Source organism: Maribacter sp. 4U21, from assembly GCF_002742365.1.
In the GTDB taxonomy this organism is placed as follows: domain Bacteria; phylum Bacteroidota; class Bacteroidia; order Flavobacteriales; family Flavobacteriaceae; genus Maribacter.
Genome location: NZ_MDGN01000051.1, coordinates 37,616 through 49,620, shown reverse-complemented (window position 1 = coordinate 49,620; position 12,005 = coordinate 37,616). Strand labels below are relative to the sequence as shown.

Here is a 12,005-nt window from a genome sequence, read left to right as displayed (position 1 = left end):
AAGTTTAAATAATTAAAGACGATTACGACATGCCAAAGAAGATTAGATTAGGAATTTTAGGAGGGGGAGGAGATTCTCTTATTGGAGTTTTGCATAGGGTAGCTTCCCATATAAACGATAATTATCAGATTACCGGTGCTGTTTTTAATCCGGATTTTGATACCAACTTGGCTTTTGCGAAGGAGATAGACGTTCCTCTTAATAGAATTTACAAGGATTTTGATACGTTTATAGAAGAGGAGATGAAGCTTCCTTTTGAAGAACGGATTCAGGTTTGCTCCGTCCTTACGCCAAATTTCCTGCATTTCCCTATGGCAAAGAAGTTGTTGGATAACGGTTTTCATGTTATATGCGAAAAACCAATGACCACAACATTGGAAGAAGCTAAGATATTACAAGAGGCCCATAAAAAAGCAGGAACTGTTTTCGCTTTGACACACACCTACACGGGTTATCCAATGGTGCGTCAAATGAGAGAAATGATCAAAGCAGGCGTCCTAGGAAGAATACATAAGGTAGATGCCAGATATTACCAAGGTTGGATAAACACCATTATCCATGATAAGGACAAACGTTCTTCTGTTTGGAGGCTTGACCCTAAAAAAGCCGGGATAAGTTCTTGTATGGGAGATATTGGCGTACATGCCTTTAATCTGGTAGAATTCACCACTGGGTTAAGAGTAAAATCATTGCTGTGTGATTTCAATTACCTGTATGAAGACAATCAGATGGACGTGGACGGGACCGTACTTATCCGTTTGGAAGATCATGTAAAAGGTGTTATTAGAGGCAGCCAGGTAGCTACTGGAGAGGAAAACGGTTTGGCAATTGCAATTTATGGTGAAAAGGGGGCCTTTAGATGGGAACAGGAAAAACCGAATTTCCTTTATAAAATGAGCGATACGGAGCCCATGCAAGTATACAAACCTGGCCATGCTTATAATTCCGAGCTTTCCTTAGATGGAACAAAACTTCCTGCTGGCCATCCAGAGGGTATTTTTGATTCTATGGCCAATATTTATCTGGGAGCTGCACGTGCCATAAGGGGAGAGCAATATAATGACGGAGAATTCCCTACCATGACCGATGGCGTACGTGGTATGGATTTTATTGAATCTACGGTAGCATCACATAAGAACGGAAATACCTGGGTGCAATTGGAAGAGTAACCAAGGATTTTTGCTCATATAAAACAAAAGCCGCTTTTTGCGGCTTTTGTTTTAAAATACTTTTTCGAATTCTTCACATACAATAATCATACTTTCTCTCGGAACACGTCCAAAAGGTTCCAATTCACGGGTAAAATAATCCCAATGAACTTTTTTCCAGTATGCTAAACTTTTATCTCCTTCTCCTTCCAACTTAGCATAGCTTTCATCGATACTAAAAAATGGTTTAAGTTTTACCGCGGTCGTTTGTACAATGCATTGTGCTGTACCCTCCCAGTTTGTAACTACTAAGAAATCTCCTATTTTAGGAAGTGGTTCATTCCTATATTGTAGACCAAGCAAGGAATGTGAGGTGGCTCTTTTAATGCCCTTTTTTACCAAGGCGGCGCATTCGTTGGCATCTTTTTCATTATCACAGAAATAATCGGTTTTTGGTGCCTCATGAAAGACATCCTCAAGGTGATTTTTCAAGTAATCTCCCCACATATTGTTAGCAGAAGCGTTTTCCATGAAATTTAAACGTACGGTATTTGGTTTATATTGTTACTTTTTGCAAAACTGTAGTGCGGTTCAAGGCATCAAGAAAACTTCCCGGCCTTAAATTCCTTGGCCGCATGGTTGGCTGCTCTTGCTGTGAACGCCATATAGGTCAAAGATGGATTTACACAACTAGAACTACTCATAAAAGCACCATCAGTCATATACACATTGGGTACAAGATGTACCTGATTGTGCTTGTTGACGATTGAAGTTTTTGAAGAGTGACCCATTCTCGCACCTCCCATTTCATGAATACCCAACCCTGGTCCGGATGGTTCGTCGTACGGCTGTACATCTTTAAATCCCGAAGCTTTGAACATTGCTACAATCTCTTTTTTGATGTCCTCCCTCATTCTATATTCGTTCTCCTTGAATTCCACATCAAAGGCAAGCTGTGGTAAACCCCATTTATCTTTCTTTGTTGTGCTTAACATTACCCGGTTATCGTCGTAAGGTAAGAATTCACCGAACCCGGTAACTCCTATTTGCCATTTTCCGGGTTTGAGTATTTCTTCCTTCAGCGCAGACCCATAACCCATTTCGGCTACAGAAGAGGACCAATCTTCTCTGCTTGCAGTTCCTTGGTAACCAAAGCCTCTTAGATAACCCTCTCTTTTGGTCTTTTCGTCTAGATTTACAAAACGAGGAATGTAAAAGCCATTGGGTCTTCTGCCTTTGTAGTATTTGTCCAGATATCCATCGATTTTAGCGGTGGCCCCTAGTTTGTAGTGATGGTCCATAATTCCTCTACCCAGTGCATCTGAATCGTTTCCTAGACCGTTAGGAAAACGCTCTGATTTAGACTGCAGCATAATGCCAACGGAGGCCATTGCGGAAGCACATAAAAATATGACTTTTGCATTAAAGGTTAGTGCCTCATTGGTTTCTGCGTCAATAATCTTTACCCCGGTCGCTCTTTTGGTCTTGTCGTCATAGACCACCTCATGAACTATAGAATTTGGTCTCAGAGTCATGTTTCCGGTGCGTTCCGCGGCGGGTAACGTAGAAGAATTACTACTAAAATAACCCCCAAATGGGCAGCCCCTCCAACATCTATTTCTATATTGACACGGATTTCTTCCCTCTACTTTAGCATCCTTATCGGTGATGTGTGCCACCCTGCCAATGGTAACCAGCCTGCCATCGTCAAATTTATCTGAAACGGCAGTTTTAAATTCTTCCTCGGCACAATTTAGGTCCATTGGTGGCTGAAACTTGCCATCTGGTAATTGTGCCAAACCAAGGTTTTCTCCACTTACTCCTATATATTCCTCTACCTTGTCGTACCATGGCGCTATATCCTTATAGCGAACAGGCCAGTCTACGCCAATACCCTCTTCTTTATTTGCTTTAAAATCTAAATCGCTCCAGCGGTAACTTTGTCTGCCCCATGTCAGTGAACGTCCACCAACGTGATATCCTCTTATCCAATCAAAACGCTTTATTTCTTCATAAGGATGTTCCAAGTCGTTCACAAAGAAGTGTTTTACGTCTTCCCGTGGAGCCCAATTTACGCGACGTTGTTTATGGTATTTCTCTTTATCTTCTTTGGAAAGTTCTCCCCTAAGCGGATAGTCCCACGAGTCATCGTTCATGGTTTTGTAATCCTTAATATGTTCCACCATTGGACCTCGCTCCAAGACTAAGGTCTTTAAGCCATTCTCACACAATTCCTTGGCAGCCCAACCACCGCTTATTCCTGTTCCTACGACGATTGCGTCATACGTGTTATCTTGATTCATCCGGATAATTTTATTCTAATACTGATGTAATTCCTATATTTATAACGTAACTCGTTTAAAACCCAATATCAAACAAGTATTTTCTAAATATAGGATTAAAATCTGAACTTTATAAAGTTCAGATAAGACACATTTTAATTAACAAATAGTACAGGACAATATGAAAACAATAAAGGGGCCAGCAGTATTTTTGGCACAATTTGTAGATAATAAAGCACCTTTTAATTCGCTAGACGGGATGTGTAAATGGGCTGCCGATCTAGGTTATAAGGGTATACAGATACCCACATGGGAAAGTTTTTTAATAGACTTGGATAAAGCGGCAGAAAGTCAAACCTATTGTGACGAGTTAAAAGGCAAGGTAAACTCCTATGGTTTGGAAATCACAGAACTTTCTACGCATTTACAGGGACAACTGGTTGCCGTACACCCTGCTTATGACTTAATGTTCGATAATTTTGCCCCGGATGCCGTTAAGAATAATCCTAAAGCCAGAACGGAATGGGCGGTAGATGTTGTGAAAAAAGCTGCTACTGCGAGCCGTAGATTAGGGATTACGGCGCACGCCACATTCTCCGGAGCCCTACTTTGGCACACATGGCATCCATGGCCCCAACGACCTGCGGGACTGGTAGAAATGGGCTTTGAAGAGCTTGCCAAGCGTTGGATGCCCATTTTGAACCATTTCGATGAGCAAGGTGTTGATGTGTGTTATGAAATACACCCGGGAGAAGATCTTCATGATGGAGATACTTTTGAACGGTTTTTAAAAGCTACGGGAAACCACAAGAGGGTAAATATTCTTTATGACCCTAGCCATTTTGTATTACAGCAACTGGATTATATCGAATATATAGACCACTATCATGAGTTTATCAAATCATTTCATGTAAAAGATTCAGAGTTTAATCCTACGGGTAAAAAAGGAGCTTTTGGGGGGTACAATGATTGGGGAAATCGCGCAGGAAGGTACCGTTCACTAGGTGACGGACAGATAGATTTCAAAACCATATTCTCAAAACTAACGCAGTACGGTTGTGACGTTTGGGCAGTGATGGAATGGGAATGTTGTATTAAAAGTCCCGAGCAGGGTGCAAGAGAAGGGGCTATTTTTATTCAGGACCACATCATAGAAGCTACTCAAAAAACATTTGATGATTTTGCCGGGTCGGCCGTGGACAAGGAAATGTTGAAAAAAATCCTTGGAATTTAGTGCCTACTGGTGCCTAAAAATGTTGTTCGTAGAAAAAAGAATGTCAAATAGCTTTTCTGCTTTATTTTAACGCTTAAACTTAGAATCATGAAACAACTATTAGTAGTAACGGCTTTGGTTTTTGCGTTCGGCTCCTGTAAGGAGAAAACAAAACCAACGGATATAGCAGAACAAAAAGTAGAATTGGAAGAAAAAAAAGAAACGCCGGCAGACTGGACCACACTTTTTGACGGAAGTTCTTTTGATAATTGGCATTACTACGGCAGGGGCGAAGTTACGGAACCCTGGAAGCTAGAAGACGGAGCAATGGTTTTTTATCCTCCGCAGGATAGAAAAAAAGGAGAAGCATTTAACATTGTGACCAAACAGGAATATACAGATTTCGTCCTGTCTCTGGAGTGGCGAATAGCCGAGGCCGGGAATAGCGGTATTTTTTGGGGAGTTCATGAAGACCCATCCCTAAGCGAAGCTTATCAAAGTGGTCCTGAGATACAAGTGCTGGACAACGACAAGCACCCTGACGGTAAGAACGGAACGACACATCAGGCAGGAGCTCTATACGACATGGTGGCTCCTTCGGAAGATGTTACCAAACCAATAGGAGAATGGAATCACTGTGTAATTACAGTAAACCATAAGACAAATACAGGAATCGTTGTGCTTAACGATGTTGAAATCGTAAATTTCCCAGTGAACGACCCAGAGTGGAGTGCCATGGTAAGCCAGTCTAAATTTAATGGTTGGGAGCATTTTGGAAAATATACCACTGGTAAAATAGGGTTACAAGATCATGGCGATGTTGTTGCCTATAGAAATATTAATATTAAAGAACTGTAAACTAAAGTATCTAGAATGAATAAACTACGTGCCCTCGGTGTACTATGTGCGCTACTATTGAGTTCTTGCCAAGAACCGTCCAAAGAAAAAGTTAGCTCTGATATTGAGAATAGAGACGCTGTTATTGTGTATGAAGAATATAAAAAGCCAGAGCCCACAACTCCAGAAGGTACGGAATACTACGAGCCAAAAGTACCTGTGGTTGGGTCCGCGTTGAATGGAAACATCCCTAGTGACGCTATTGTTCTTTTTGATGGAACTTCTTTAGAAGGGTGGATGCATGTCCAAGATAGTACGGCCGCTAAGTGGCATTTAAACGAAGATGGTAGCATGACGGTTGCAGATAAGACGGGAAATATTAGGACGAAACAAGAATTTGGAGACGTACAATTGCACATTGAGTGGAAATCGCCCCTTCCCGTTCAGCGAGACGGTCAGAATAGAGGAAATAGCGGTGTTTTCCTGAACGGTATTTATGAGGTACAGGTCTTGGACAATAATAATAACGATACCTATGTTAACGGACAGGTTGGTGCCATCTACAAACAAGGTCCACCTTTGGCCATGGCATCGGCCCCGACAGGGGAATGGAATGTTTACGATATTATTTATCACGCACCGGAGTTTAATGAGGAGGGCGGCAAGATAAAATCTGGCACCCTAACTGTTTTCCATAATGGTGTTGTAATTCAAGATCATACAGAAATTAAGGGTACAACGCCTTATATCGGTTGGCCAAAGAATCCAGCGCATGGTAAAGGGCCATTAATGCTTCAAGATCATGGGGACGATAGTCGTGTAAGCTATCGTAATATTTGGGTAAGAGAATTGTAGTCTTAAATTTTCTTTTACAAAAGAATTACCTTTGCGAAATATAATTAGAACCTATGATTCAATCCATGACTGGATTCGGCAAGCATGTTGTACAGCTTCCAACTAAGAAAATTACGGTAGAGATTAAATCCCTGAACAGTAAGAGCATAGATTTAAACGCTCGTATGCCATCTGCATATCGGGAAAAAGAGTTGGAGTTGAGGAAACTGATCGCCAACTCACTTCAAAGAGGAAAAGTTGATTTTAGTTTGTACATTGAAATCACTGGAGATGAAACCTCCGCTCAGGTAAACGAGAGTGCTGTAAAGCAATATATGAAGCAGCTGAAGTCCATTGCTGATGGGGATGATCTTAGGTTATTAGAGATGGCCCTGCGTTTTCCTGATGCTATGCGAACGGATAAGGAAGATATAGATGAAGAGGAATATCAGGCTATAATTAAGGCGCTGAAAGGAGCGTTATCAGAAATAAATAAGTTTAGATCAGAAGAGGGAAACGTTTTAGAGAGAGATTTCTTAGATCGTATTTCATCCTTAAAGAATTTACTGCAAAAGGTGCTTGAGATGGACCCGGACCGCCAAGGTACCATTAGGGAGCGTTTGGAAAAAGCAGTGCAGGAGATAAAGCAGGATGTGGATGCGAATAGATTTGAACAGGAGCTTATTTATTATCTAGAGAAGTACGATATTACCGAGGAAAAGGTGCGCTTAGCCAATCATTTGGATTATTTTACGAAAACCATACAATCCAATGATAGTAATGGTAAAAAACTTGGTTTTATCTCCCAAGAGATAGGAAGAGAAATAAACACTATTGGGTCAAAGGCCAATTATGCACCAATGCAACAGCTCGTTGTTCAAATGAAAGACGAGTTAGAAAAAATAAAGGAGCAGATGCTAAATGTACTTTAGATGAAAGGCGGTAAACTTATTATATTTTCGGCTCCTTCTGGTAGTGGTAAAACTACCATCGTTAGACATTTACTTGGATGTGAAGACCTTAACTTGGCTTTTTCTGTGTCAGCCACTTCAAGGCCTAGACGTGGAAAGGAGAAGAATAAAGAGCATTATTATTTTATGACTGTATCCGAATTTAAGAAACATATTAAAAATGATGATTTCTTAGAGTGGGAAGAAGTGTATAGGGATAATTTTTATGGCACTTTAAAGAGCGAAGTAGAACGCTTATGGGCAGAAGGGAAGAATGTAATTTTTGATATAGACGTGGCAGGTGGACTTCGTATTAAAAAGAAATTTCCAAAACAGACGCTAGCTGTTTTTGTAAAACCACCGAGTGTGGATGAGCTTAAGATACGTTTGAAGAAGCGAAGCACGGAGACCGACGATAAAATTAATATGAGAATTGCAAAGGCTTCTGTAGAACTTGCGACGGCGCCACAGTTTGACAGGATTATCAAAAATTACGATTTAAATACAGCTCTAAAAGAGGCAGAAGAACTAGTGTCCGATTTCGTTAACCAAACGGAGACCGACGAAAGATGAAAAAGGTAGGGTTGTACTTTGGAACCTTTAACCCAATTCATATTGGTCATATGGTCATAGCGAACCACATGGCAGAGTTTTCCGAGTTGGATGAGGTTTGGTTCGTAGTAACACCTCAAAGTCCCTTTAAGGTCAAGAAAACCCTTTTGGAAAATCATCACAGGTATCAGTTGGTACTTGAAGCTACCAAAGATTTCCCAAAGTTAAAGCCCAATAAGATTGAATTTGATTTGCCTCAACCTAACTATACTATTAACACCCTTGTACATCTTGGAGAAAAGTATACAGATGAATACCAGTTTTGCCTTATTATGGGAGAGGATAATTTAAAAGGGTTTCACAAGTGGAAGAACTATGAAGTAATCTTGGAAAACTACGAGCTCTATGTATATCCTAGAATTTCTGAAGGCACCGTAGCACATAGATTTCAGGGGCATCCTAAGATTCATAAAGTTGAAGCGCCCATAATGGAAATATCATCGACCTTTATTAGAAATGAACATAAAAAAGGTAAAAACATTAGCCCAATGTTACCCTATAATGTTTGGAAATATATGGATGAAATGAATTTTTACAGGTAATGGACAGCAAATTCTATAAAGCACCGCCTTTGGTAAGAATGTCCGTCCCCAAATATTTATCATCCTTATTGTAATACCATGCTCTAGTTTTGGGCATTTTTATACCATTGACCTCGAGCAAATCATCTAGTACTATATATTCGCCATCATTTTTAGACTCGTCGTGGAAAAATTGATAAACTTCCATAGCATAGGTTAAAGGATCAAAATAGAAATACCAAGTATCTTTGCCCACTTCTTCATCGTAGTTTACCTTCAAAACGAGATATTCCTTTCCTTTGAACGATTTCGTTTTTACTTCTGGAGCAATGATTGTTCCTGGGTCTTTTAGCTTCATCGGTAAGCCGTAGAGATAGGTGTAATAATTTTTCATCATTTTAGCCCTATCACAAGTTATTTTAAGGCTATCCCTATATTTTTTAGATATTACCGGACTTCCGTTTAGTTTTAGATTACAACTGTCCTTCATCAAAACAGATTCAATAGTGTTGTTATCCCTTCTAACCTTAGATTTAAAATATTCCGCAGGTAGGTCCATGAACAAGATACTATGACGGTCGCTAGAATTTGGAGATTTCATGGTGATAGCCAATTTACCTTTAAAACTTTTCCAATTAGCTTCTTTATCATGGAACTGGATTGCTTTTTCCAACAATTCTTGTCCCGATAGTTCTTGGGAGTTTCCCAGATGATTTAAGAATATCACCAAAATAAAGGAAAGTATAAATTTTAGTGTCTTACCTATTTGCATATTTGTCATAGGTTTCTATCAAGTTCATTGTTGCTTGCAACAAGTCTTTGGTTTCTAGTAGCAAGCTAAAATATAGCGCCGTATTCTTTGGACTAGATTCATCGGAACGGGTGCGCTCTACCTGTTTGGCTATTTTTTGATCTAGTTTAAGGAGTAGTTCCTCTTTTCCCATCAAAAGGCTGGTCAGATTTCCAAAATTTCTTGATTCGAATATTTCGCGTACCTCTACAAACAGTTTTTCTACGTATTGGTCCGTTTCCTTGAGGTCTTTGATTTGATTGAATCTTAGTTTTTTATGGTTGTTGTTTACATGTTTGAAACCAGCTTTGGATATATATTCCAAAGATTGGGTCATATCTTGAAGGTAACTTAAAGCTGTAATATAAAAGTTACTGGCTCCTACGCTTGACTCATCTAGGTTTTTGATAAAGTAAAAAATGTTGCCTCTGAGGTCCTCTACTTCCTTATCTAATTTTGAAATTCCTTTTTTTCCTTTTTTTAGGGTGTCAATGTCATGCTTTGCAAGACCATCTATACTCTGGGTATAAATTTTACTGCCGCGCTTCATGGCTAGCGCTACATTGGTGGCACTTTCTTCGATCAATCCAATTATAGTATTGCTCTCTGCCTTCTGTAACTTTTCCTCAAGTTTGGTTTCCTTCATTTTCTTGGAATGCGAGAGGTAATTTTTACCAATAAGCAAAAATGCCAAGGTCAAAAGAATTCCAATGGCAACGATACCGCCTAGATGAATAATATAAGCTATTATGGCCGCTGCCGTAAAAGCACTGAAGGCAGTAAAGAACCAGCCTCCTATGACGTTAAGTACACCTGCTACCCGATAAACAGCACTTTCTGGACCCCATGCCCTGTCTGCCAAGGAAGTACCCATGGCAACCATAAAAGTCACGTAGGTTGTAGAAAGTGGTAATTTCATGGAGGTTGCCAACGATATCAATACGCTGGCCACCATTAAGTTTACAGACGCCCTGACTAAGTCAAAAGCAGGTAGATCCTTTACTTTACTTTTTGGAATGTACACATAAGGCTTTTCAAACTGGTTATTTATTCTTTTCTGAATGTTCTTTGGAATGATTCCCGATAAGTTCTCGGAAGCCATTATACTATACTTTACGATTTGTCTCGATAAGTAGTTCGGTTGAAAACGTTCGTCCCCTTCGTCCTGCCTGGATAAATCTACACTGGTTTTTACCACGTTTTTAGCCTTGGAAGAAAACCAAAGCGTAATGACCATTATAAGACCGGATGCCAGCAAAAGGTAGGTTGGTGCTTGGCTTGCCGTATTCAGTCCTTTCATATTAAATTCAGAAGCCAATATACCGGAGGCTTGCCAGCTTTCATAAGAGGCCAAGGCTGCTAGCGGTACTCCTATGAAATTAACAAGGTCGTTGCCCGCAAAAGCCATCGCAAGTGCAAACGTGCCTAAAACTATGATTACAGTATAAATATTCCAGTTTAAAAATTGGGTAACCACAAAGGATAATATGGACCAAAATAGAATATTTCCCAGTATGAATAATTCTGGTTGGGTGCCTATGAACATGGATATTTCAGGTGACAGAATAGAGGTTCCCTTTAGGCCCTTGACCAGAATAAAATAAACAATGGCGGTTATGGCAAACCCACCAAAAACAGCACCTATCCATTTTGGTTTTTCCTCGAATTTAAAAGAAATAAGTATTCTAGAAACAAACTGGACCAAAGCACCTATTGTAAAGGCTACGACTACGGAGAGTAGAATACCTAATATAATCTCAGTAGCCTTTTCTGTATTGATATATTGGACCAAATCTGAAACACCACCGTCCGCGGCATATATTTTTACCATTGAAATAGCGACAGCGGCACCCAATAATTCAAAAACTATGGAAACCGTGGTTGAAGTAGGCATTCCAAGGGTGTTGAAAAAATCCAACAAAAGAATATCGGTAATCATTACCGCCATGAAAATAATCATGATTTCAGCAAAGACGAACTCACTCGGATTAAAAATTCCCTTCCGTGCAACCTCCATCATACCACTAGAGGAAATTGCGCCAAAGGCAATACCTACACTTGCAACGATCATGATGGTCTTGAATGAGATGGCCTTTGAGCCAATTGCAGAATTCAAAAAGTTTACGGCATCATTACTTACCCCAACAACCAGGTCGGTGATGGCCAGAACGGCCAAGGCAATAATCATAAACAAGTAAATGTTTTCGCTCATCTAAAAAGAAATAAAAGCAAAAATCATATTATAATTCATCAGTAAGGTTAAAATAAGGTTATGAAGTAAAAAGTTTATCTTCCTAACAGGACCGTAAAGTTGAAAAATACTAAAATCTTTTGTAATAAACGGTACTAGAAATAAGGTAATTTCAGACCCTAGTCCATAATAGTATCCTTCGCTAAAAGAATTGGATAACTTACTTTTTAAAACCTGAAATTTGACTATCGGTAGCGTAGTCCTCTTTTGCCGAAACTACAGAGGCGGGAAGGGTAGGTAAGGATTTTGCCTTTAAGGACTGTAGTACATCTAAACGTTCACCATCCTTAATTTCTACGGGTACTTCCACCGTTTCATAACCTAAAAAGCTAATCTGCAACGTGTATCTACCGGGAGTTACTTCAGTAATTTCAAAATTGCCGTTAAAATTAGTCTGTGCTTTCCAAGGCGTTCCTTTTAAAGACAATGAAGCCATAAGTAAGGGTTCATTATATATCTCCGCATCTAATACCTTACCACTCAAAACACCATTTGATTGGGCTGATACATTGTAAAAAACCACGAATAAGAATACAAAAAGTAACTGTTTCATTGAAGGACTTTGTT

At 39.7% G+C, this 12,005-nt stretch carries 12 protein-coding genes; 7 read left to right on the top strand and 5 right to left on the bottom strand.

Annotation, left to right across the window (positions count from 1 at the left end; genetic code table 11):
• The first annotated feature begins 29 nt into the window (after window positions 1–29).
• Window positions 30–1,169, top strand: a complete 1,140-nt coding sequence (locus tag BFP77_RS10545; protein ID WP_099573993.1) for a Gfo/Idh/MocA family protein — start codon at window positions 30–32, stop codon at window positions 1,167–1,169.
• 51 nt (window positions 1,170–1,220) lie between these two features.
• Here BFP77_RS10545 and BFP77_RS10540 read toward each other — a convergent pair whose 3' ends face one another.
• Both BFP77_RS10540 and BFP77_RS10535 read right to left on the bottom strand, forming a co-directional pair.
• Entirely contained in the window at window positions 1,221–1,679 is a 459-nt protein-coding gene (locus BFP77_RS10540) for an ASCH domain-containing protein (RefSeq protein ID WP_099573992.1), read from the bottom strand.
• A gap of 68 nt (window positions 1,680–1,747) precedes the next feature.
• The gene (locus BFP77_RS10535; RefSeq protein ID WP_099573991.1) at window positions 1,748–3,451 is read right to left on the bottom strand and encodes a GMC oxidoreductase; all 1,704 of its coding nucleotides are present in this window, start codon (window positions 3,449–3,451) and stop codon (window positions 1,748–1,750) included.
• Between the two features lie 160 nt (window positions 3,452–3,611).
• Between BFP77_RS10535 and BFP77_RS10530 the strand changes: the two genes are divergently transcribed.
• The 6 genes from BFP77_RS10530 to nadD all read left to right on the top strand — a co-directional run bounded on the left by BFP77_RS10530 (window position 3,612) and on the right by nadD (window position 8,418).
• Window positions 3,612–4,664: a sugar phosphate isomerase/epimerase family protein gene (locus BFP77_RS10530; protein WP_099573990.1), complete on the top strand. Its 1,053-nt coding sequence runs from the start codon at window positions 3,612–3,614 to the stop codon at window positions 4,662–4,664.
• Window positions 4,665–4,751: 87 nt separating this feature from the next.
• A complete protein-coding gene (locus tag BFP77_RS10525; RefSeq protein WP_099573989.1) occupies window positions 4,752–5,501 on the top strand; it encodes a 3-keto-disaccharide hydrolase in 750 nt (249 codons plus the stop codon).
• A gap of 15 nt (window positions 5,502–5,516) precedes the next feature.
• On the top strand, window positions 5,517–6,335 hold the full coding sequence (locus BFP77_RS10520) for a 3-keto-disaccharide hydrolase (protein WP_099573988.1): 819 nt from the start codon (window positions 5,517–5,519) through the stop codon (window positions 6,333–6,335).
• Window positions 6,336–6,388: 53 nt separating this feature from the next.
• Window positions 6,389–7,246, top strand: a complete 858-nt coding sequence (locus tag BFP77_RS10515) for a YicC/YloC family endoribonuclease (protein ID WP_099573987.1) — start codon at window positions 6,389–6,391, stop codon at window positions 7,244–7,246.
• Window positions 7,247–7,837, top strand: a complete 591-nt coding sequence (gene gmk / locus BFP77_RS10510; protein ID WP_099573986.1) for a guanylate kinase — start codon at window positions 7,247–7,249, stop codon at window positions 7,835–7,837.
• Window positions 7,834–8,418, top strand: a complete 585-nt coding sequence (gene nadD, locus BFP77_RS10505) for a nicotinate (nicotinamide) nucleotide adenylyltransferase (RefSeq protein WP_099573985.1) — start codon at window positions 7,834–7,836, stop codon at window positions 8,416–8,418. The genes gmk and nadD overlap by 4 nt, the downstream gene beginning before the upstream one ends.
• A 13-nt stretch (window positions 8,419–8,431) precedes the next feature.
• On the opposite strand, the gene BFP77_RS10500 is transcribed toward nadD, so the two are convergent.
• The 3 genes from BFP77_RS10500 to BFP77_RS10490 form a co-directional block, all read right to left on the bottom strand.
• Window positions 8,432–9,169 (bottom strand): DUF6503 family protein, encoded by a 738-nt coding sequence (locus tag BFP77_RS10500; RefSeq protein ID WP_180272341.1) that lies wholly within the window; start codon window positions 9,167–9,169, stop codon window positions 8,432–8,434.
• Window positions 9,156–11,399 (bottom strand): inorganic phosphate transporter, encoded by a 2,244-nt coding sequence (locus BFP77_RS10495; RefSeq protein ID WP_099573984.1) that lies wholly within the window; start codon window positions 11,397–11,399, stop codon window positions 9,156–9,158. The genes BFP77_RS10500 and BFP77_RS10495 overlap by 14 nt, the downstream gene beginning before the upstream one ends.
• A 199-nt stretch (window positions 11,400–11,598) precedes the next feature.
• A complete protein-coding gene (locus tag BFP77_RS10490) occupies window positions 11,599–11,991 on the bottom strand; it encodes a carboxypeptidase-like regulatory domain-containing protein (protein WP_099573983.1) in 393 nt (130 codons plus the stop codon).
• Between the last annotated feature and the right edge of the window lie 14 nt (window positions 11,992–12,005).